Genomic DNA, 20,077 nt, shown 5'->3' with positions numbered 1-20,077 from the left:
CATGCGGCTTGCTTTCCTGCTCTACAAGTACTTTCCCTACGGTGGTATGCAGCGTGATTTTCGCCGTTTTGTGGAAGAGATACAGAAGCTCGGCCATATCTGCAGGGTGTATTACATCGAATGGCAGGGTGAAGAAATTCCGGGAGTGGAGCTGCGTCGCGTGGCGGTATCGGCGCGCACCAATCATCTGCGCAATGAGCGCTTCACTGAATGGGTGCAGCGTGACCTGTCGAATGACCCGGTGGACGGCGTGGTTGGTTTTAATAAGATGCCTGGCCTGGACGTGTACTATGCCGCTGACTCCTGTTACCTGGACAAAGCCATTAATGAGCGCGGCAGCCTGTATCGCCTGGGAGGTCGTTTTCGGCACTTTGCAGCCTATGAGGCAGCTGTCTTCGGTCGTGATTCGAGTACCGACGTCCTGTTGATATCCGCTACCGAGAAAGCGAAGTTCCTCCATTGCTACAAGACGCCTGAGTCACGGCTGCATATGCTGCCCCCGGGGATTTCCCGCGATCGTTGCGCGGGCGATGATGCCCCTGTCCGGCGCCTGGCCATGCGCCAGTCCCTGGCGGTCGCTGAAGGCGAGCACGTTCAGCTATTTGTCGGATCCGGTTTTATCAAGAAAGGCCTGGACCGGGCGATTCGTGCCCTTGCCCATGCGACCCAGGAGCAACCCCACCAGCCCATGCGCCTGTTGGTCGTCGGGCAGGATAAGGAGCGTCGCTTCCGCCGATTGGCCAGGAAACTGGGTGTCGCAGCGCAAGTGCAGTTTCTTGGCGGTCGCGATGATGTTGCAGACCTGTTACTGGGGGCTGATGTGCTGGTTCACCCGGCACTCGATGAGGCGGCTGGCATCGTTCTGTTGGAGGCGCTGGTCGCCGGTCTTCCGGTGATCACCACCGATGTGTGCGGGTATGCTCACCATATCGCTGCGGCGAAGGCAGGCATGGTCATGCGCAGCCCCTTCCGGCAGGCAGACCTGGACGCGGCAGTAATGCGTTCGCTGGACGGTGTTTATCGTTCCCAGTGTCGCGAGACCGGTCTGGTGTACGCACGGGTCACCGACCTGTATTCCATGCACAGCACCGGCGCGAAGCTGATCGAGCAATTGGTGCAGCGCAAGCGGGGCATTGCCGGTGAGTGACGCATATGTTCGCGAGGACCTGGCAGTGGCGGCGGGGGGCATCAACGCGAGTGCGCCGGTATTGCTCGACTGGGCTGCTGCGGTGGCGGCAGAGGCCGCGCCAGATGATGTTTACCGCAATAAGGAAGGCCGCAAGACCTTACGCTTCAGGTTGGGCAGACAGTCGTACTTTCTCAAGCTGCACAGCGGCGTTGGCTGGGGAGAGATTTTCAAGAACCTGCTACAGGGCCGGCTACCCGTGCTGGGAGCAAGCAATGAGTATCGGGCGGTACAGGCGTTGCGGCAGATTAATGTGGACACCCTGTCGGTAGCGGCTTATGCCAGAGAGGGACTCAATCCGGCAAAGCAGCGTTCCTTGATTGTGACTGAGGACCTGGTGGGTACCGTCAGCCTGGAGGATTACTGCAGAGATTGGGCGCTGGAGCCCCCGCCACTATCTTATCGCCTGAAACTTATTCATAAACTCGCCGACAGTGCCGGACGCATGCACCGTGCCGGAATCAATCACCGCGACTTCTATATCTGCCACTTCCATCTCGACGAGACTACGCTGGGCAATCGCCGCCCGACCTGTTACCTGATCGACCTGCACCGCGCGCAGATACGCGCAAGGACTCCGCGGCGCTGGCAGGTCAAGGACCTGGCGGGACTCTATTTTTCGGCGATGGACTGTGGCCTGAGCAGGCGCGACCTGCTGCGCTTCATGGCGCATTACACCGAGGGCGGCCTGCGCCGCGCACTGCAGCATGACCGTGGTTTGTGGCGCGACGTCGCGGAGCGGGCGGGACGCCTGTATCGCCGCGAGCACGACCGTGAGCCGCCGGTACCCGACCAATGAGTCGCCGCGTTCTGCGCGGTGGCGACTGGGCTGCCGAGGCACTGGCACAGCTTCCCTACGATACCGGTGCGGCGCTGCAGGTGCACGGCAGGTTGCTCAAGCGTGACCGGCACAGCGTGGTAGCGCTGGGCGAGTTGCAGGGAGAAACCTGTTATCTCAAGTTTTACGCTGCGAAGAACCTCCTCCAGCGCGGGTTGTTTGCGCTGGGGCGGGGCCGCGCGATAGATGCCTACGATGCGGCAGCGGCGCTGACCCAGGCCGGTATTGCGGTGCCGCTGGCCAAGGCCTGTCTGCTGCTGGGCGATGGTCTGTTGCTGGCGACTGAAGGCATGCCCGATGCACAGGACCTGAAGGCAGTCTGGGTGCAGGGCGCCCCGGCTGCCCTGCGCCAGCAAATGCTGCAAGCAGCGGGGGAAACACTGGCGGCACTGCACGCTGCGGGCTTTGCCCATGGTGATTGCAAGTGGAGCAACCTGCTGTGGGAGCAGAATCGATTTTTTCTGGTTGACCTGGAAGCGGTGGTGCGTTGTCCAAAAGGGGACCGAAGGCAGGCCAGGGATCTCGCCCGCTTCACACTTAATGCCGAGGACCTGGGCGTGGAGCCCCGGGCGTACCAGCATTTCCTCGACGCTTACAGTGGGTGTTCCAGCATCAGCTCCGCCGACCTTGTTGAGCAGATGCGCGGGGACCTGACCCGCCTGCGTGCGCGACACCGGGAAAAGTATGGTGAGCGTGGGGCACGCCTGATATAGCGCTCAGCTTTTGCTTCGGCCCAGATAACGCCTTGATTTCAGGTAGACGCGCAGGTCGCGCTCCCAGTCTTTCAGGTACGGCTTGCGCTCAGGGTAGCGACAGGGGAACTGCTGTGGTTCTATTCCCTCAAGCATACTTGTCCAGCTTTCGTCGGGCTCGTAACCCAGTCGTACGAGGTCGTGCTTCAGTTGGGGGTTGGCGACCAGCTGTGCAGCAATACGTGGCAGGTGTTCATGCCACTTCTGCAGGCTTTCCTTGTTCACCGCACGCAGGCCGTTCATGGCGCGTTGCGACGCTGCAGACGGTCGGGCAAATTGCTGATACTGGCTAAAGGCATGCAAGCGCGTAAGAAAGGGAAAGCGGTCCTCTATCTGTTGTTGCACGGTGTCGGGCGCCGCCACCAGATCTTCGTAACGTAACCTGAGAAAGCGTGGATACGCTTCGTAACTCGCCGCGGCCTGGTCACATTCCTGCCAGACCCGGTAGTTGCAGAAATACTGTTCAGGGCTCTCACGGTGTTTGCTGGTGATGACAGCGCGCGGGTCCCTGCCCATATAAATAATGTGTAGCAGCGGGTCAGTTGGAAAGATGTGCCGCAGTTGCTTGATATCGTTAGGCTGCTTGGTGAAGTAGACACCTTCTACAGCTGTCACCGGCTCAAAGATGCTTAACTCGTGTTCACAGTAGCCGCCACTGGCAAAGCAGGTGGAGATCAGTTCCATCAGCAAGGTTGTGCCGCTGCGCGGACAGCCTACAATGTGCACGCGCTTCACGGCTTACTCCGCCAGGCTTGTGTTACGGGATTCATATGGCGTCCTGATGGTTTTACCGGTCGTGCTATTCTAGCGCCCTGAGAAGCTTCCCGTCTTCTCCTGGTGGGAACTATAACGAAAGGGAGTGCCTTCATGGGCCTGCTGCATGACGGGGCAAGTAAATTCAGGTACTGGCATCGTACACTGCGAGAACGCCATCTTCGCCCTTATGTGTTTGTGCATATCAACAAGACCGGCGGCAGCAGCATTGAAAAGGCCCTGGGTATCGGCCTTGATCACAGCACCGCGCTGGAGAAGTACCACCAGCTTGGGGATCGCGCCTGGCAACGCAAGTTTACGTTTACCATGGTACGTAATCCCTGGGACAAGGTCGTCAGTCACTATCACTACCGCGTGCGGACCAACCAGACCGACCTGGGTGAAAAGCCAATTCCGTTTTCCCAGTGGCTGCAGCGTTGTTATGTCGATCACGATCCACGCTATTACGACCAACCGCGCATGTTCATGCCCCAGCGCCAATGGCTGGTTGACGAAGAGGGGGAATTGCTGGTGGATTTCATCGGCCGCTTTGAGAACCTTGAGGCGGATTTTCGCAGTATCTGTGATCGCTTGAATGTGAATGCGCAGCTCGGACACGCCAAGCCGTCCTCCCGGGGCAGTTATCGCGACTATTACGATGCAGCCAGCGAGCGTCTTGTACGCGAGTACTTCGCTGAAGATCTTGAGCTGTTCGGTTACCAGTTTTAAACAGAAGTACTAGGCCTTACCCTTCTTGCGCAATCGGCGCATGGCCCATCGGTAAGACTCTATCGCCAGCAGCTTTGATTCCGCTTCGGTGTAGTGCGGCATCTGCTTTCGCCATTGCCGGAAGAAGCGCATGCGATCAGTATTGCTGAGGTCGGCTGCTGGCAGCATGTTCAGCTGCATCAGGTTGCGCATCAGGCTGCGGCCCGCTGCGGGCTGGCTTTGCACGTTGCGCTCATTGTCGATGAGGGCGAAATGAAACGTTTCGCCATCCAGTACCGCCAGAACGTTGCTGGTGCGCAGGTCACCGTGGATGAATCCGGCCGCGTGAAGCCGGCCCACGAAGGTGCCCAGTGCGCCGAGCAGCGCCCAGCGCAGGCTCGGGCTCTGCTCCTGGCGCATTGCCAGCTCTTCACGCAGCCAGCTGGTCACGCCCTTGCCCGCCACCGCTGTGCTGAAAAGGTACTCCCTGCCGCCTGGAAGCTTACCCCAGGCGATATTGTTCGGCGCACTGAAACCCGCTTCCTGTAGTGCGTCGTTGTGCCTGCGGGCGCGCTGGGCGCGACTGCCCCTGAAACAGGCTTTTAGTGTTTCCAGCGGGCTGCGTGGCAGGAATTCCTTGTAATAGATACCCTCGGCTAGCTGTGCCGCCACTCTGGCGTTAACTGAACTGCCTACCATGCTCCAGCCCTCGGGCAGCGAATGTTCGGCCAGAATCAGCGCGAGCTGGTGGTACTCGTTGCTGCTGCTTGCGGGATTGTCGGTGATGAGAAAGCCCTCTTCGGGTGAGCTTTTGCTAGTCTACGTCTGGTTGCCGGGGGAGACCAGTGGGTGCCGTGGCAACAATAACGGCTCGACCCTTTCGCCTGCCCTGGAAGGACTTCAGCTCCTGGAACCCATTCTCCTGCAAGAATTGCTGCCAACGGGGCTCCTGAGTTCTTTTCAGGTACATCACCAGGTAGTCACACTTTTGCCACAGCGCTGGCGTGTCCAGAATCGTTTCCAGTTTGAAGCGCTTTCGTTGCAATGACTCCCAGTCCGCATCGCGGCGGCTGAAATGGGCGATATACTTTTCATTGGTCACCAATGATGCATCTGCAGGCGTATTTTCTGCTACCCAGCGCGTTGCGTTGACAATGAAAACCTTGTCCCGGGTATTGGAGTGCAGCGTATCCGCCGAGGTTCCCAGCAGTACTGCCAATACCAGGTATTTTTTCCAGGAACCCCTGTGCCACAGGGAGCTCAGGAAGAAGGGCAGGAACAGCAACAGGAAAATGGCTGCCTGGCTGGTATAGCGCTCCAGCATAAAGCGATTTATTGCGACGAACGTGCTCAGGTAAGCGAGCGTGATAAACAGGTAGCCATAAATGAGCACCAGGTCATCGCGACGGAAGCGGTGTCCGATTCCAGCCCGCGCACCCCATAGCAGCACGATGACCCAGGGCCAGGTGATGGCGCGGCAGAGATTGAGAATGAGAACTGCGGCGAGCGCTGCAACCGCTGCAATCGGTGCATCGTCTCTTGCGGTAAACATCAGCATGGGCTCGGCAGATTGACGCGCCAGTTCGGCAAACGTATGCGGAAAGGCCAGCAGGCGCTCCAGGTAAAGGCCAATACCAGGGAACAGAACCGGCGCGGCGGGGTTGAGTTTCTGGTAGCTATACAGTGCCACGACACCGAGGCCGCAGAGTAGTAGTTGTGGCACCAGCAACTGCATGCAGCGTCGTCGTGGTTGGTCGACCTCACGGGTGAACAACAGCGCCAGCGGTGCCATAGCCGCTAGAAACACGCCCTCAAAACGGAACAGCGTGGCCAGCACAATGTAAGTGACCCAGCGCAGTTGGCGGGTCATGCCGGGGGCGTGAATAAACAGTAACATTTCGCGCAGCGATAAAACCACAAAGGCCAGGTAGATCGGGTCGCGCATGATCGAGGCGCGGGTGTGGTTAATCCATGGGTGTGAAAGTATGACGATGGCAGCAATTAACTGTACGCTGCGCTTGCCGCCCAGAACGCGCACTGTGTCAACAAAAGCCACGCAGAGCACCACGTAAAATGCTGTGGTGATCAGTAGCCCGGCGTACAGCAGTGGAATGCCAGTAAGCTGGTGCAGGGTTGCGATGCAAATTGGCAGTAGTGGTCGCCCGAATATTTGCTGACTGGCGGCGACACCGTCGCGCAGGTAGGCCTCTGCCGCGCGCAGATAGATGATAGCGTCACGATTGATCAGTGGGTCCAGCCATATCAGCCAGATGGAGAGCAGCAGGCTTGCGGCAATAATCCACCGGTAACGAATGTTGGCTTCGGAAGCGATGTCGGGAATCTTCGGCACCTGACGGGGTTCTTGTTTGGCTGGTAGTCTACCCGTAGCGGATAGGCCAGGCTAGCAAAGTGGGGCCGGCTGGAGACAAAATAGCGATGACGCAAGACGGCAGAGATACCGGGAACCTGCAATAAGTGATGCAAAAACCAGATACGACATATCGTCCTGACATAGATGGATTGCGAGCCGTCGCTGTACTCCTGGTGCTGCTCTATCACGCAGGCTTTCCGGTCAGTGGTGGCTACGTCGGGGTAGACGTCTTCTTTGTCATCTCCGGTTACCTGATCACCGGGATAGTCTGGAAAGAGGTCAGTGAGCAGCGCTTCAGCTTCAAGTCGTTTTACCTGCGGCGAATCAAACGGCTGCTGCCGGCCCTCACCGTCGTTGTGGTGTTCACCATGCTGCTTGCCGGCGCGGTGTTCACCCCCGGGGACTACCTGGATCTGGGGGAAAGTTTGCGCTATGTGCTCACCGGCCTGGGTAACTTTTACTTTCTCGACGTAACGCAGAGCTATTTCGCTGCCGAGGCGGAGCTATTGCCCCTGATCCATACCTGGTCGCTGGCGGTAGAGGAACAGTTCTATGTGCTGTGGCCACCGGCTTTGTTGTGGGTCAGCATCCTGTCGCGCCGTATCAGTCACCAGCATCTGGCGGTGTTGGGCGTCCTGCTGTTCATGGTGGCACTGCTGGGCTCCGAATATCTTGCCCGCGAGTCGGTTGCCCAGGCCTACTACCTGCTGCCTGCGCGGGTCTTTGAACTCATGCTGGGCGGGCTGCTGGCGGGTTACGGTACCCGGATACGCCGGCCGTCGGCCTGGGTGCTGTCGCTCTTATCCCTGGCCGGTATGGCATTGATCCTCTACTTCGCGCTGACGCTGACCCGGCAGAGCGTCTTTCCCGGTTTCAATGCCCTATGGGTTTGTCTGGGCTCCGCGTTGGTCATCTATGCCGGTGGCGCCAGCGACCGGGTCGTCAGCTATCGTCTGCTCTCTTTGCGGCCCCTGGTGTTCGTGGGACTTATCTCCTACTCACTCTATCTCTGGCACTGGCCTCTGGTTGCTATTGCCAATTACCTCAACCTGGCACTGGGTGGGGTTACCGGTTTACTGATTATTCTCGCCAGTATGCTGCTGGCGTGGTTGAGTTGGTTATTGGTTGAACAACCTGTGCGCAGGCAGGTTCGCTGGGACTTCGCGCCTGCCTTGCTGGTCTTTTTCTTGTTGCCGTTGCTGTTATCAGTGGGCTTTCACCAATATTTGCGTAAAGTCGATGGCTGGCCGCATCGTCTAGTGGAGCCGTTGCGGAGCGTGGCGCTGGCATACCTGAACGATGAGCCGGGTCAGCTCTATCCCACCTGCCACGATAAGGCGGCGGAGATTGATACCTCACTGCGCTGCTATATCGGCGCGGACGCGCAGGACTCGGCAGGCCGGCAGCCTGATTTCCTGCTGCTGGGCGACTCCCACGCCAATTCCGCGGCGGGCGTATTCGACGAGTTGGGCAGGGCGGCTGACTTAAACGGGTTGATGGTCACCTCGGGTAGCTCGCCTTTTCTTCTGGATACCGATAGGTACCGCATCGATTCGTCCGGACACAACGAACACCGCGAGAAGTTCCGCCTGCGCATCGACAGCACCCGCGACTGGATAACAGCGGGGTATCGGGGGCCGGTCGTACTCGGCGCTGCCTGGCACCGGTATCTGGTCGACCGGCGAATCAACTTTAAACCCGGCTTTGAGGAGGCCTTTGCGCATACTGTGCGCTGGTTTGCTGACCGCGGGCACCCGGTCATTCTCTATCTGGCCATCCAGGATATCCCCGACAATCCCGATGTGCGATGCATTGGCCTGGATGAGCTGGATCTGGCCAGCCGGTGGGACAGGCTTTTCAGCTCCGGCTTGCTGCGCAAGGGTGATACCTGCCAGACCTTGCGTGGTCTTTATCCGGCTGAACTGTTTGCGGACAATCGGGCAATGGCGCGTGCAGCGCTGGAGCGCCTTACCGCGGGGACGCCAGGCGTGCACATCATTGATCCGATGGACTTTCTCTGCGAGCACGGCCAATGCCGGACGGTGCTGGAGGGGCGCTATATTTACCACGATGTCACCCACCTCAATTTTTCCGGCGGTAAGGCGCTCGCGCGCGGAATGTTGGCCCGGGGCGCGAATCCATTGCTGCAAATTGTGACCGACACAGCAACACAGTGATGAAGGCCGTATGCTCGTAGAGAAAATTCTGGGCATTTTCATGGGGCCCCAATACACTTGCGCCCTTGGAATAACACACGGGGCGAGTCGTGAACAAAGGACTGGGCGGTGCATGGCGTGGTAAGTAAAGTGCTGGTTACCGGCGCGGGAGGACAGCTGGGTCGGGAGCTATTGCGCACCGCTCCGGCCGCTATTGAGTGCCTGGCTTTAAGCCGTGCGGACCTGGATATTGGTGATGCGCGCGCGGTGAAGGCGCTAGTCGACCGTATCCAACCTGACCTGGTGATTAATGCAGCCGCCTACACGGCTGTAGATAAAGCGGAGTCCGAGCCAGCGCTGGCTATGCGTATAAACGGCGAAGGCGCGGGTTATATCGCCGCCGCCTGTGCTGATGCCGGTGCCCGTTTGATGCATGTCTCCACTGATTTTGTGTTTGATGGCAGCAATTCAAAGCCCTATCTCCCTGACGCCCCCACTGCACCCCTGGGTGAGTATGGTCGCAGCAAGCTGGCAGGGGAGCGAGCGGTGCAGGCAGCACTGCCCACCGCATTGATCGTGCGCACGGCCTGGGTCTACTCCGCTTATGGCGCCAATTTCGTCAAGACCATGCTCAAGCTTATGGCTGAGCGTGAAGAAATCGCCGTGGTGGCGGACCAGGTTGGCACACCTACCTGGGCCAGGGGTCTGGCCACTGCCCTGTGGTTGGCGGCACAGAAGCCTTATCTGCAGGGGATAATGCACTGGACAGACGCCGGGGTGTGCAGTTGGTACGACTTCGCCGTGGCGATTGCCGAGGAGGGTCACGCCATGGAGTTACTTTCGCGGCGTCCGCGGGTCAGGCCCATTCCTGGCAGTGCCTATCCGACTCCCGCTGAGCGTCCGGCCTACAGCGTGTTGAACAAGGACGGTGCCTGGGAGGCCCTGGAAACCGAAGGCAGGCACTGGCGTGTGCAGTTGCGCGAGATGCTACAGGAACTAAAGGAGAGTTAACTTGGCCAGATCACTATTGGTTACGGGCGCGGCGGGTTTCATCGGCGCCAATTTCGTCCATTACTGGCGCCGCCAACATCCGCAGGACCGCATTGTTGCCTATGATGCGCTGACCTATGCGGGAAACCGTGAAAATATAGCTACTCTGGAAGGGGAAGACGGCTTCCACTTTGTCCATGCTGATATCTGTGATTACGACAAAGTGCTGGCCACGCTGCAAGAGTTTGATGTGGATATGCTGGTTCACTTTGCCGCCGAAAGCCATGTCGACCGCTCGATTACCGGGCCCGATGCTTTTATCGAGACCAACGTGGTGGGTACACACAGCCTGCTCAAGGCTGCCCGGGAATACTGGTTGGCAGGCGCCGCTCCGCTGACGCATCGGTTCCACCATGTCTCCACCGACGAGGTATACGGATCTTTGGCTGCCGACGCTCCCGGCTTCTATGAAGAGCAGAAGTACGAGCCCAACTCACCTTACTCGGCCAGCAAGGCAGCGTCGGACCACCTGGTCCGAGCCTATCACCATACATATGGGCTTCAGGTCACTACCAGCAACTGTTCCAATAATTACGGGCCCTTTCACTTCCCGGAAAAGCTTATTCCGCTGTGCCTGACTAATATTCTTCGAGGATTGCCGCTCCCGGTTTACGGTGATGGCAGCAACATTCGTGACTGGCTGTACGTGGAAGATCACTGCCGGGGCATCGAGAAGGTACTGCTGCAGGGCGTGGTCGGCGAGACCTATAACATCGGCGGCAACAATGAATGGAATAACCTGGATATCGTCCACTTGCTGTGTGATCAGCTGGACGCGCGTTTCGCTGCAGATCCAGGCCTGGCAGAGCGCTTCCCGGATGCGCCTTGCGCCAGCGGGGGCAGTGCCCGCGACCTGATCCGTTTCGTGGAGGACCGCGCCGGTCACGACTGGCGCTACGCGATTGATGCCAGCAAGATAAACCAGGCGTTAGGTTATTCACCGGCGGAGACCTTCGAGACCGGTTTGGCCCGGACCCTGGACTGGTATTTTGACAACGAGGACTGGTGGCGGCCACTGCTTCACTAGCCCGCGCCCAGGCAAGGGCCCGGGCGGCCCTGCCACGCCCTTTTTTGTTTTAGTCCAGCAACGGTGCTGCGCTGAAGGCCAGCCCTTCCGCGTCTTTCCCCGACAGGCGGGGAACCTCACCTTCAGGAATGGGCCACTCAATGCCTACCGAGGGATCATCCCAGGCCAGTGAAACCTCGCTGCCGGGGTCATAGGTATTGGTGCACTTGTACTGGAAGTCGGCGTATTCGCTGAGCACGTAGAAACCATGGGCGAAACCCGGTGGCACCCACAACATCTGATGGTTCTCTTCGCTCAGGGTAGCGCCAAACCACTGTCCCAGGGTGGGCGAGTCCCGACGCATGTCCACTACGGCGTCGAACACCGCACCACTGGTGACCCGCACCAGTTTTCCCTGGGTGTGTTCGGTCTGATAGTGCATGCCGCGAAGAATGCCCTGTGCGGAGCGGCTGTGATTATCCTGCACGAACTCCAGGTCAAAGCCCTCGTTGGCGAAAGTGCGCTCGTTCCAGCTCTCCAGGAAAAAGCCACGCTCGTCGCCGAAAACCTGCGGCGTAAGCAGGTAGACCCCCTGCAGGGGAGTGGTTTCAAACTTCATGGAAAACGACCCCGTCTTCACTTAGCAGACTGTTCAGGTAGAGACCATAGCCGCTCTTTTCCAGGGGCCTGGCCAGTTCGAGCAGTTCCTCTGCGGAAATGTAACCCATGCGGAACGCCACCTCTTCCGGGCAGGCGATCTTCAGTCCCTGGCGTTCTTCAACCACGCGCACAAAGTTGGCCGCGTCCAGCAGGGAATTGTGAGTGCCGGTATCCAGCCAGGCGCTGCCACGGCTCATGACCTCCACGTTGAGATCACCGCGTTGCATGTATATCTTGTTGACATCAGTAATCTCCAGTTCGCCCCGTGGAGAGGGTTTGATGTTCCTGGCGATGTCTACCACGTCGTTGTCATAGAAATAGAGCCCGGTTACCGCGTAGTGTGATTTCGGTGCGGCTGGCTTCTCCTCGATATCCTGGGCTACACCGTTCGCGTCGAAAGAGACCACGCCGTATCGCTCCGGGTCCTGCACATAGTAGGCGAACACCGAGGCCCCGGACTGGCGCTGGGCCGCGTTCTGCAGTTTCAGAGTGAAGCCCCCACCGTAGAAAATGTTGTCGCCCAGCACCAGGGCGACTTTGTCGTCGCCGATAAAGTCTTCCCCGAGTATGAAGGCCTGTGCCAGACCGTCGGGACTGGGCTGTACCGTATAGGTGATGCTGATACCCCATTTGGAGCCGTCGCCCAGCAGGTCGGCAAAGGCAGCCTGATCCCTGGGTGTGGTGATCACCAGTATGTCGCGTATCCCGGCAAGCATCAGTGTGGCCAGCGGATAATAGATCATCGGCTTGTCGTATATAGGCATCAACTGCTTGGACACAGTACTTGTCAGGGGGTGCAGGCGGGTACCGGATCCGCCCGCCAGGATAATACCTTTGTAGGTGGTTTCACTCATAGGGGGTTCAAACTCGTTAGGTGAGCAGACAAGTATACCCAGATTGGCGCCATGCTGGCACCACGACCGGTTCACTATGCGCCCGGCAAGGGGGTGGATTTTTGATCAGTCGCTGCTTACAATCTTGCCCCTTTGCCGCGGGAAACTGCCGCGACTGACGCGCGATCCCGCCTCCGGAAGACCCGCACTCCGCCAGACCTAACGAGGATGCCGACATCAGGCAGCTAGAGACAGTACTCGCAACAGAGCCTCAGCCCAGTGTGGCGTTGGCCGGCCTCACAACGGAGGCGATAGCTGGCAAGCCCCTGCGCATAGCCTTGCTCGGGTATCGCAGCCAGCCGCATGGCGGTGGCCAGGGCGTCTACTTGCGCTATCTGAGTAAAGCGCTGGTGGATGCCGGGCATAAAGTTGACGTGATTTCCGGTCCTCCGTACCCGCACCTGGATTCCCGGGTGCGCCTCATCGAACTACCCAGCCTGGACCTGTTCGAGAATGGCCTGCTTTCCCTGCGTCCGCGTCACCTGCAGTCGATGACCAACATTATCGAGTGGGGTAGCAAGCTTACCGGAGGGTTTGCCGAGCCTTATACTTTCGGGCGGCGTGCCGTTAAATACCTGCGCAAGCACCGCGGGGAGTATGACCTGGTCCACGATAACCAGAGCCTCAGTTTCGGTATGCTGGAGTTACAACGCATGGGCCTGCCGCTGGTCACCACCGTACACCATCCGATCACCTCGGATCTGCGCATTGCCCTGAACGCTGCGCGGAATCCCTGGGAGCGTTTGCTGATTCGCCGCTGGCATTCCTTTCTCACCATGCAGAAGAAGGTCGTCAAACAGTTGCACAATGTGGTGACGGTGTCAGATTGCTCCCGTCAGGATATAGCTCGCGACTTCGGGCTGCAGCCGGCGGGCATCAGCGTGGTCCACAACGGTATCGATACTGATACGTTCCGGCCCGTGCCGGGTGTCCGGCGTCGCTCCCGACGCCTGATGGCGACCTGTAGTGCCGATGCGCCCCTGAAAGGAACCCGCTTCCTGATACGCGCCTACGCCAGGCTGCTGGAAACCTATCCGGAGCTGGAGTTATTGCTGGTGAGTAAACCGTTGCCGGGCGGCAAGACTGAAAAGCTGGTGAAGAAGCTCAAGCTGCAGGACAAAATCCAGTTTGTCAGCGGTATCAGCACCGAGCAGATGGTGCGTTATTACGCAGAGGCCACCGTTGCTGTGGTGCCGTCGGTTTATGAAGGCTTCGGTCTGCCTGCGGGCGAGGCCATGGCCTGCGGCGTGCCGGTGGTGTCCACCGATGGTGGCGCCCTTCCGGAAGTGGTCGGCGATGCGGGAGTCATTGTCCCGGCTAAAAATGTGGACGCCATGGTGACGGCGATTGATGCTTTGCTGCAGGACCCCACGCATCGGCAGGAGTTGGGCGAGGCGGGTCGACGCCGTATTGACGAGAAATTCTGCTGGCAGGTGTGCGCCGGCGAGATGACAGCCTATTATCGGGAAGTACTGGCCAATGCAGACGGTTGATTTCAAGCACCTGCCCCTCAGGGCCGGAGACCTGGTGCTGGACCTGGGTTGCGGTGAGGGCCGCCACGTTATTTCGGCTTACCTCGAAGCAGAGGTGCATTCCATCGGTGTAGACTTGTCGCTGGACGACCTGCGTACCACACAGGAAAAATTTCGCGAATTTGCCGAGCCCGAAAACGAATCCAAGACCTTCGCCCTGTCCTCAGCCAATGCCCTGGAGCTCCCTTTTGCCGACAGTACTTTCGACAAGGTTATCTGCAGCGAGGTGTTGGAACATATTCCTGACTATCGCGGCGCGCTGCGTGAAATCGAGCGTGTGCTAAAGCCTGGCGGCCTGTTTTGCGCCAGCGTGCCGCGCCGCTGGCCAGAGAAAATTTGCTGGGCCCTCAGCGAGGATTACCACAACACGCCCGGCGGCCATATTCGTATTTTCCGCGCCAGCGCGCTGCGCGGTGATATCGAAAAGTTGGGCTTTAGTCACTACCACCGGCATTGGGCCCACGCACTGCACTCACCTTTCTGGTGGTTGAAGTGCCTGTTCTGGGACAAGCAGGATAGCAACTGGCTGGTACGGCAGTATCATCGGCTGCTTGTGTGGGACCTGATGGAGCACCCTGCCATCACCCGCGTCGCTGAACAGGTGATGAACCCGGTAATGGGCAAGAGCGTGGTCATGTACTTTCGTAAGGGAGCTTCGGCATGAGCGGCCTATATCTGAGCCGGGGCCTGTTTCCCGCCGAATTCCTGCGCCCCACGGTGGCGTTTATTCTCGAGACGCAGCGCCCCAGCGGCGAAATCCCCTGGTTCGATGGCGGCTACGCCGATCCCTGGGATCACGTAGAAGCGGCGATGGGTTTGTCTATAGGCGGCGAATATGACGCCGCACGCAAAGCCTATGAGTGGCTGTACAGCATGCAGTTGGTGGACGGCAGCTGGTGGGCTTCCTACCGCGGTGAGGAGGTGGACAACAGCGAGCGTCGGGAAACCAATTTTGTTGCCTATATCGCTGTGGGCGTCTGGCACCATTATCTGATTACCGAGGACCGCGACTTCCTGCGCGCGATGTGGCCCATGGTCGATAAGGCCATCGGCTTTGCCCTGGCTTTGCAAACCGAACATGGAGATATTCTCTGGGCAGTTGACGGAGAAGGGGCGCCCAAGGATGACGCGCTGGTCACGGGATGCAGTTCAGTTTACAAAAGCCTGGAATGTGCCCATAACATTGCCTACACGCTCGATGAGCCCCGGCCGCATTGGTTGAGCGCACGCGAGCGCCTGGGCCATGCACTGCGCAGCAAACCCGAGCGATTTGACCGCACCTGGGAGAGCAAGGCGCGCTACTCCATGGACTGGTTTTACCCGGTACTGACGGGTGTGCTGTCACAGAAGGATGCCCGCGCCAGGCTCGCTTCCCGCTGGGAAGAGTTTGTGGAGAATCAGCTGGGTTGCCGCTGTGTCTCCGACGAACCCTGGGTTACCGTTGCCGAATCCTGTGAGCTGGTGATGGCGCTGCTCGCCGCTGGCGATCACGCTCGCGCGGTGGAGGTTTACAGCTGGCTGCATCAGTGGCGCCTGGAAGATGGTTCCTACTGGACGGGATACCAGATGGTAGAAGACCTGCTCTGGCCAGACGAAAAACCCACCTGGACCGCCGGCGCCATTTTGTTGGCGGCTGACGCGCTCACCGAACATACCGCCGCTTCCAGGCTGTTCTGCTCAGTGCAGCTGCTGGGTGAAGATGCGCAAGAGCGTATTGTAAAAGCCGACTGACTTCTCGCCTCTGTACGCATTCAAAACTGAGTAACGGAAGCCGGCCAGTGCCGGGGAGGCCGCCTGCTGAAACGGTCACATGCTCCGCCGGATTGTCGGGCCGCTGCGGGACTCAGCAAAGGTTGCTGGGCGCAACCTTTCAGCGCCTCAGACAGTCCTCGCGGAACACCCCCGACAAGCCGGCTGCGCAAAAAGCAGTGACCTGACTGTTTCAGCAGGCGGCCTCCCCGGCACTGGCCAGTTGGCCGGAAAGTCTCCAGCTCAGAGGCGTCGCAACAACCCTAGCGTATTTACCCGCCCCAGGTCTGCAAACAACCCCGATGCCAGGGCCATGCGGTATATCGCAAACGGCGCCTGGCCGCCCGCGTGCGCATCTTCAAACAAATCGTGAATTGCCAGGATACCGCCGCGCATCAGGTGAGCAGTCCAGCAGCGATAGTCGGTCAGGGCCGCATCCAGACTGTGGCCGCCGTCGATGAAAACCATGGCCAGCGGCGTCTGCCATTGATTTGCTGTCGCCTCAGAGCCGGCGACAACGGGTACGACGGTATCGTCCAGGTTTGCCTCGCGGATATTGCGACGAAATTCGCGAAACGTATCCATCAGCCCCTCGCCCGAGTCATACAGCGCCGGATCGTGAAAGTATTCCCCGAACTGGTGTTCTTCCGAACCGCGGTGATGGTCCAGGGCGAAGACCGTTGCGTTGTTCTGGCGACAGGCGAGACCCAGGTAGATAGTGGATTTGCCGCAGTAGCTGCCAATCTCCAGTACCGGCCCACACTGGCTCGCTTCCGCGGCATGGCGGTAGAGTGCCGCAGCTTCATCGTCGGCAAGGAAGCCCTTGATGTCATCGATATTGCCGGGAAGGTCGGGGATCATGGGGGGAACGTCCTGTTAACGGGCAGGGCAAAGTAGCTGTTTTGTTAGCCTGAGGCAAGCCGCCGGCGTGCTATCATGGTCGCAGATTAACATCTGCTGAGGACAGCAACTGATGAAACTGGAAATGCCCCGCTTTGATCAGGCCCAGGTACTGGTTCTGGGGGACATCATGCTCGACCGTTACTGGGAGGGCGGTACCTCGCGAATTTCCCCGGAGGCGCCGGTGCCGGTGGTCAAGGTAGAGCAAATTAGCGATCGTCCGGGCGGTGCAGGCAACGTGGCGCTGAATATTGCGGCGCTGGGCGCGGGTGCGCAACTCTGCGGGTACACCGGCGATGACGAGATGGCGGACTCGCTGGAGGATATGCTGGCAGGGGCCGGTGTTCACTGCGGCTTTACCCGGGTCCCCGGTCACCCGACTATCACCAAGTTGCGGGTGATCAGCCGTCACCAGCAGTTAATACGCCTGGATTTTGAAGAGCCTGGTCTGTCCGGCGCCGGCGCGCCACTGACCGATTCACTTACCCAGTTGTTACCCCATTGTGGCGTTCTGGTGCTGTCGGATTACGCCAAGGGCGCACTGGGTGACCCGGAACCGCTGATTGCTGCCGCTCGCGAGGCCGGGGTGCCTGTGCTGGTGGATCCCAAAGGGACAGACTTCGCCCGCTATCGGGGAGCGACGCTACTGACGCCCAATTTTCACGAATTCGAGACCGTGGTCGGTCCCTGCCCCAGTGAAGCAGAACTCGTTGAGCGCGGCGAACAGCTGATGAGTGAGCTGTCGCTGCAGGCGCTGCTGGTCACGCGCGGGGAGCAGGGCATGACCCTGCTGCGCCCGGGCGAGGAGGAATTGCACTTGCCGGCCAGGGCGCGTGAAGTGTTTGACGTCACTGGTGCCGGCGATACGGTCATCGCCGTACTGGCCAGCGCGATCGCTGCTGGCGCGGCTCTGCCCGAGGCGGTCGCCCTGGCCAACATCGCCGCCAGTATTGTGGTGGGCAAGCTGGGCACGGCGACGGTAAGCGGCCCTGAACTGCGCCGGGCGGTGCAGCAAGATCAGGGATCGGAGCGCGGTGCGGTCACCCTGGAGCAGTTACAGATCGCGGTTGCGGACGCGCGCAGCCACGGCGAGAAGGTGGTGTTTACCAATGGTTGTTTCGACATCATTCACGCCGGGCACATTTCCTACCTGGAGGAGGCGCGACAGCAGGGAGACAGGTTGATTGTGGCGGTTAATTCTGATGATTCAGTGCGCCGCCTCAAGGGCAAGGGCCGGCCTATCAACGCGGTAGAAAGGCGGATGGCGGTGCTTGCCGGACTGGAAGCGGTGGACTGGGTTGTCAGTTTTGCTGACGACACGCCGCGGTCATTGTTGCAGGCCCTGAAGCCAGATGTGTTGGTAAAGGGTGGCGATTATGTGGATAAGGAAGCGGTTGTAGGCTGGGAAATCGTTGAGGCTTATGGCGGTGAAGTGCGGGTCCTGAGCGTTGTCGATAACCTCTCTACGACGGCGATAGTCAGTCGGATACAACAAGGTGAGTAAGTGTTTACTCTCCCGTAACTCTGCGCACAGCGGCCACATTGGCTGCCAGGTGCGCTGGAGTTATAGTGCCGACTATAGCTGCACTGGTGCCCGGGTGCGCAAACACCAGGTCCATGGAGGCCTGGACCGGGTCTTTCATCTGCGCCAGGTGACCACTGGCCAGGGCCTTCTTGATCAATGCCCCCTTACCCAGTTCCCGGCACGTATCCAGTACCACTGATTCTTCCTGGTGTGCCAGGTTATAGGTAAGCATTACGACGTCGGCGACGTGAGCGGCGGCCTTGCCGCCCTCCACTGTTTTGGTGGAGATACCATAACTGCGAATCAGGCCTGCTGACTTCAACTCAGCCAGCGCCTGCAGGGTGCCCAGGCGCTCAATGATCTCCATGTCCTCGCCATCGGAGTGCACCAGCACGATATCGATTACCTCGGTTTGCAGCCGCTGCAGGCTGCGTTCGACTGATCTGCGGGCATGCTCGGGGCTGAAATCAAAGTAAGATTTGCCGTCTTCGAACTCCTCGCCAACTTTAGAGCAGATGAGCCAGTGCTGGCGTTGGCTGCGCAGTAGTTTGCCCAGGCGCTGTTCGCTGTTGCCATAGGCCGGTGCGGTATCGATCAGGTTGATCCCCAGGTCCCGCGCCTGATCCAGTAAGGCGGCTGCCGCCCGATCGTCGGGGATACTGAATCCCTGCGGATACTTTACGCCCTGGTCCCGGCCCAGTTTTACCGTGCCCAGGCCCAGAGCGCTGACCTGCAGGCCGGTACTGCCCAGTGGGCGCATCCAGCTCACGAGAACAGACTGTCCCAGCAGGTTTCGGCCACTGCGGGTTGCCCCATTGCGTGCAGCGGCGCGAGATCCACAGCCGGGCCGGGTTCGATGCCACGTTCGGCGAGTGCGAGCTCGATTTCGTCGGCCAGGTTTGGACTGAGGCTGAGTTTGGTAGGCCAGGCCACCAGGGTGTTGTCCACGCTGTCCACCGCACCCACAAAAGCGCTGTCCGGACGCAACAGGGCAGATTGGCGTGGTTCCCCCCGGTCCAGGCGCAGAGTGCGCCATTGGCATTCGCCGAAATCAATCCATGGCATGAGTTCTTCCATTTCCTGCCTGGCCCTGGTGATCAGTTCCGGTCCGGGCAGATCGGCGCCCTCAGTTGCCAGCTCGCCGCCCAGGTACCACACGGGTTCGCCGCGCGAGGTGCGGTGACTGGAAATGGTCAGCCTTGGTGAGGAACTGGCACCGGTGCAGTGGGAGTAAAAGGGCTCGGAATACTGGTGCTTTACCAGTACCTGTTGCAGTGGGCGGCGCTGCATGGCCGGCTCAGCGCCGCCCAGTGCCGCCACCAGTTCCTCGTTGCCGGTGCCGGCGGTCAGCAATAGCTGGCGCGGCCGCAGTTCGCAATCGGGCGTTTGCAACCTGGCCTGGCGATCTTCCACATGCAGCGACGCAGTGGACCAGTCTATGGAGAAAATGGCTTCCTGGTGCTGGTCGGCCAGCGCTTTCACCAGCGAGGGTACGTCCAGTACCAGGTCGACAAGTCGGTAGGCCTGGCCTTTGAATTGCGGTGAGCGCAGCGGCGCCGGGTAGTTTTCGCGGGAGAGTTTTTCTACTCTTCCGCGCAGCATCTTGCTGGCGAAAAAGGAACTTACCCGGGAGGTGAGCCCGGTGTGCGACCACAGGTAAAAATTCTCGCTGAGCACGTTGCAAGCGCGCAGATCGACCTTGCCTTTGCCGTGCAGGCAGCTGCGCCAGATCGCGGGCATGGCGGAGATAGCCTCGGAGCTGCCACTCCAGGCACCGGACAGGGCGTACTTGATACCTCCATGGATCATGCCCTGGGAGGCAATGGTCTGGTTGCTGCCCAGTGCGCCCTGTTCGAACAACACGGCATTGAAGCCGCGGTTGCGCAATTGGTTGAGGGTCCACAGGCCGGCGATGCCGCCGCCGATTATGGCGATGTCAGTGTTCAGTACAGGCGAGCCCATGGGCCGCTCCAGGAAAATCGAAAGCTCGATTATAGC

The 20,077-nt window shown here is 59.6% G+C and carries 19 protein-coding genes; 11 read left to right on the top strand and 8 right to left on the bottom strand.

The window, feature by feature from the left end; all coding sequences use genetic code 11:
• The first annotated feature begins 1 nt into the window (after window position 1).
• Genes C0039_RS01500 through C0039_RS01490 form a run of 3 tightly spaced genes read left to right on the top strand, consistent with a single transcriptional unit; the run spans window position 2 to window position 2,737 of the window.
• Window positions 2-1,147: a glycosyltransferase family 4 protein gene (locus tag C0039_RS01500; RefSeq protein ID WP_101517049.1), complete on the top strand. Its 1,146-nt coding sequence runs from the start codon at window positions 2-4 to the stop codon at window positions 1,145-1,147.
• Window positions 1,140-1,985 (top strand): lipopolysaccharide core heptose(I) kinase RfaP, encoded by an 846-nt coding sequence (gene rfaP, locus C0039_RS01495; RefSeq protein ID WP_207796344.1) that lies wholly within the window; start codon window positions 1,140-1,142, stop codon window positions 1,983-1,985. Before C0039_RS01500 ends, rfaP begins: the two co-directional genes overlap by 8 nt.
• Entirely contained in the window at window positions 1,982-2,737 is a 756-nt protein-coding gene (locus tag C0039_RS01490) for a lipopolysaccharide kinase InaA family protein (protein ID WP_101517047.1), read from the top strand. Before rfaP ends, C0039_RS01490 begins: the two co-directional genes overlap by 4 nt.
• Before the next feature lie 3 nt (window positions 2,738-2,740).
• Here C0039_RS01490 and C0039_RS01485 read toward each other — a convergent pair whose 3' ends face one another.
• The gene (locus tag C0039_RS01485; RefSeq protein WP_101517046.1) at window positions 2,741-3,511 is read right to left on the bottom strand and encodes a sulfotransferase; all 771 of its coding nucleotides are present in this window, start codon (window positions 3,509-3,511) and stop codon (window positions 2,741-2,743) included.
• A gap of 132 nt (window positions 3,512-3,643) precedes the next feature.
• Here C0039_RS01485 and C0039_RS01480 point away from each other — a divergent pair, with 132 nt between their 5' ends.
• Complete coding sequence (locus C0039_RS01480) at window positions 3,644-4,258, top strand: sulfotransferase family 2 domain-containing protein (protein WP_084179453.1); 615 nt, start codon at window positions 3,644-3,646, stop codon at window positions 4,256-4,258.
• A 9-nt stretch (window positions 4,259-4,267) separates the two neighbouring features.
• Here C0039_RS01480 and C0039_RS01475 read toward each other — a convergent pair whose 3' ends face one another.
• On the bottom strand, window positions 4,268-4,936 hold the full coding sequence (locus tag C0039_RS01475; protein WP_075999683.1) for a lipopolysaccharide kinase InaA family protein: 669 nt from the start codon (window positions 4,934-4,936) through the stop codon (window positions 4,268-4,270).
• 115 nt (window positions 4,937-5,051) lie between these two features.
• The gene (locus tag C0039_RS01470; RefSeq protein WP_075999682.1) at window positions 5,052-6,587 is read right to left on the bottom strand and encodes a hypothetical protein; all 1,536 of its coding nucleotides are present in this window, start codon (window positions 6,585-6,587) and stop codon (window positions 5,052-5,054) included.
• 128 nt (window positions 6,588-6,715) lie between these two features.
• On the opposite strand from C0039_RS01470, the gene C0039_RS01465 reads away from it, so the two are divergent.
• From C0039_RS01465 to rfbB, 3 genes are all read left to right on the top strand, one after another.
• Window positions 6,716-8,785: an acyltransferase family protein gene (locus tag C0039_RS01465; protein WP_101517045.1), complete on the top strand. Its 2,070-nt coding sequence runs from the start codon at window positions 6,716-6,718 to the stop codon at window positions 8,783-8,785.
• Between the two features lie 108 nt (window positions 8,786-8,893).
• Window positions 8,894-9,775 carry a dTDP-4-dehydrorhamnose reductase gene (gene rfbD, locus C0039_RS01460; RefSeq protein ID WP_341476640.1) on the top strand — a complete coding sequence of 294 codons (882 nt, stop codon included), beginning with the start codon at window positions 8,894-8,896 and terminating at the stop codon, window positions 9,773-9,775.
• Between the two features lies 1 nt (window position 9,776).
• Complete coding sequence (rfbB, locus tag C0039_RS01455) at window positions 9,777-10,841, top strand: dTDP-glucose 4,6-dehydratase (protein WP_075999680.1); 1,065 nt, start codon at window positions 9,777-9,779, stop codon at window positions 10,839-10,841.
• A 49-nt stretch (window positions 10,842-10,890) separates the two neighbouring features.
• Here rfbB and rfbC read toward each other — a convergent pair whose 3' ends face one another.
• On the bottom strand, window positions 10,891-11,439 hold the full coding sequence (gene rfbC, locus C0039_RS01450; RefSeq protein ID WP_075999679.1) for a dTDP-4-dehydrorhamnose 3,5-epimerase: 549 nt from the start codon (window positions 11,437-11,439) through the stop codon (window positions 10,891-10,893).
• Window positions 11,429-12,334 carry a glucose-1-phosphate thymidylyltransferase RfbA gene (gene rfbA, locus C0039_RS01445; RefSeq protein WP_075999678.1) on the bottom strand — a complete coding sequence of 302 codons (906 nt, stop codon included), beginning with the start codon at window positions 12,332-12,334 and terminating at the stop codon, window positions 11,429-11,431. Before rfbA ends, rfbC begins: the two co-directional genes overlap by 11 nt.
• Before the next feature lie 260 nt (window positions 12,335-12,594).
• On the opposite strand from rfbA, the gene C0039_RS01440 reads away from it, so the two are divergent.
• From C0039_RS01440 to C0039_RS01430, 3 genes are read left to right on the top strand one after another with little or no spacing between them, the layout of a single operon-like run.
• Window positions 12,595-13,866 (top strand): glycosyltransferase family 4 protein, encoded by a 1,272-nt coding sequence (locus C0039_RS01440; protein ID WP_101517044.1) that lies wholly within the window; start codon window positions 12,595-12,597, stop codon window positions 13,864-13,866.
• The gene (locus C0039_RS01435) at window positions 13,853-14,569 is read left to right on the top strand and encodes a class I SAM-dependent methyltransferase (RefSeq protein ID WP_101517043.1); all 717 of its coding nucleotides are present in this window, start codon (window positions 13,853-13,855) and stop codon (window positions 14,567-14,569) included. Before C0039_RS01440 ends, C0039_RS01435 begins: the two co-directional genes overlap by 14 nt.
• Window positions 14,566-15,636 carry a prenyltransferase gene (locus tag C0039_RS01430; protein WP_075999675.1) on the top strand — a complete coding sequence of 357 codons (1,071 nt, stop codon included), beginning with the start codon at window positions 14,566-14,568 and terminating at the stop codon, window positions 15,634-15,636. Before C0039_RS01435 ends, C0039_RS01430 begins: the two co-directional genes overlap by 4 nt.
• Window positions 15,637-15,897: 261 nt before the next feature.
• Here the strand turns inward: C0039_RS01430 and C0039_RS01425 are convergent, their stop codons facing one another.
• A complete protein-coding gene (locus C0039_RS01425) occupies window positions 15,898-16,515 on the bottom strand; it encodes a class I SAM-dependent methyltransferase (RefSeq protein ID WP_101517042.1) in 618 nt (205 codons plus the stop codon).
• Window positions 16,516-16,627: 112 nt separating this feature from the next.
• Between C0039_RS01425 and hldE the strand changes: the two genes are divergently transcribed.
• Entirely contained in the window at window positions 16,628-18,058 is a 1,431-nt protein-coding gene (gene hldE / locus C0039_RS01420; RefSeq protein WP_075999673.1) for a bifunctional D-glycero-beta-D-manno-heptose-7-phosphate kinase/D-glycero-beta-D-manno-heptose 1-phosphate adenylyltransferase HldE, read from the top strand.
• Window positions 18,059-18,062: 4 nt separating this feature from the next.
• Here the strand turns inward: hldE and C0039_RS01415 are convergent, their stop codons facing one another.
• Both C0039_RS01415 and C0039_RS01410 read right to left on the bottom strand, forming a co-directional pair.
• Window positions 18,063-18,839 (bottom strand): aldo/keto reductase, encoded by a 777-nt coding sequence (locus C0039_RS01415; protein WP_076002183.1) that lies wholly within the window; start codon window positions 18,837-18,839, stop codon window positions 18,063-18,065.
• 5 nt (window positions 18,840-18,844) lie between these two features.
• Window positions 18,845-20,041: an FAD-dependent oxidoreductase gene (locus C0039_RS01410; RefSeq protein WP_075999672.1), complete on the bottom strand. Its 1,197-nt coding sequence runs from the start codon at window positions 20,039-20,041 to the stop codon at window positions 18,845-18,847.
• Window positions 20,042-20,077: the final 36 nt, after the last annotated feature.

Origin of the sequence: Pseudohalioglobus lutimaris (assembly GCF_002866825.1) — a bacterium.
Taxonomy (GTDB): Bacteria; Pseudomonadota; Gammaproteobacteria; order Pseudomonadales; family Halieaceae; genus Halioglobus; species Halioglobus lutimaris.
The sequence above is the reverse complement of the archived record's forward strand: the minus strand, read 5'-3'. Positions and strand labels throughout refer to the sequence as shown.

What these genes read in the sequence shown, in the direction of transcription:
- C0039_RS01500 (WP_101517049.1), top strand. Translation starts at nt 2, where the DNA reads ATGCGGCTTGCTTTCCTGCTCTACAAGTACTTTCCCTACGGTGGTATG.
- C0039_RS01490 (WP_101517047.1), top strand. Translation starts at nt 1,982, where the DNA reads ATGAGTCGCCGCGTTCTGCGCGGTGGCGACTGGGCTGCCGAGGCACTG.
- C0039_RS01480 (WP_084179453.1), top strand. Translation starts at nt 3,644, where the DNA reads ATGGGCCTGCTGCATGACGGGGCAAGTAAATTCAGGTACTGGCATCGT.
- C0039_RS01475 (WP_075999683.1), bottom strand. Translation starts at nt 4,936, where the DNA reads ATGGTAGGCAGTTCAGTTAACGCCAGAGTGGCGGCACAGCTAGCCGAG.
- C0039_RS01465 (WP_101517045.1), top strand. Translation starts at nt 6,716, where the DNA reads ATGCAAAAACCAGATACGACATATCGTCCTGACATAGATGGATTGCGA.
- rfbC (WP_075999679.1), bottom strand. Translation starts at nt 11,439, where the DNA reads ATGAAGTTTGAAACCACTCCCCTGCAGGGGGTCTACCTGCTTACGCCG.
- rfbA (WP_075999678.1), bottom strand. Translation starts at nt 12,334, where the DNA reads ATGAGTGAAACCACCTACAAAGGTATTATCCTGGCGGGCGGATCCGGT.
- C0039_RS01435 (WP_101517043.1), top strand. Translation starts at nt 13,853, where the DNA reads ATGCAGACGGTTGATTTCAAGCACCTGCCCCTCAGGGCCGGAGACCTG.
- C0039_RS01430 (WP_075999675.1), top strand. Translation starts at nt 14,566, where the DNA reads ATGAGCGGCCTATATCTGAGCCGGGGCCTGTTTCCCGCCGAATTCCTG.
- C0039_RS01425 (WP_101517042.1), bottom strand. Translation starts at nt 16,515, where the DNA reads ATGATCCCCGACCTTCCCGGCAATATCGATGACATCAAGGGCTTCCTT.
- hldE (WP_075999673.1), top strand. Translation starts at nt 16,628, where the DNA reads ATGAAACTGGAAATGCCCCGCTTTGATCAGGCCCAGGTACTGGTTCTG.
- C0039_RS01415 (WP_076002183.1), bottom strand. Translation starts at nt 18,839, where the DNA reads ATGCGCCCACTGGGCAGTACCGGCCTGCAGGTCAGCGCTCTGGGCCTG.
- C0039_RS01410 (WP_075999672.1), bottom strand. Translation starts at nt 20,041, where the DNA reads ATGGGCTCGCCTGTACTGAACACTGACATCGCCATAATCGGCGGCGGC.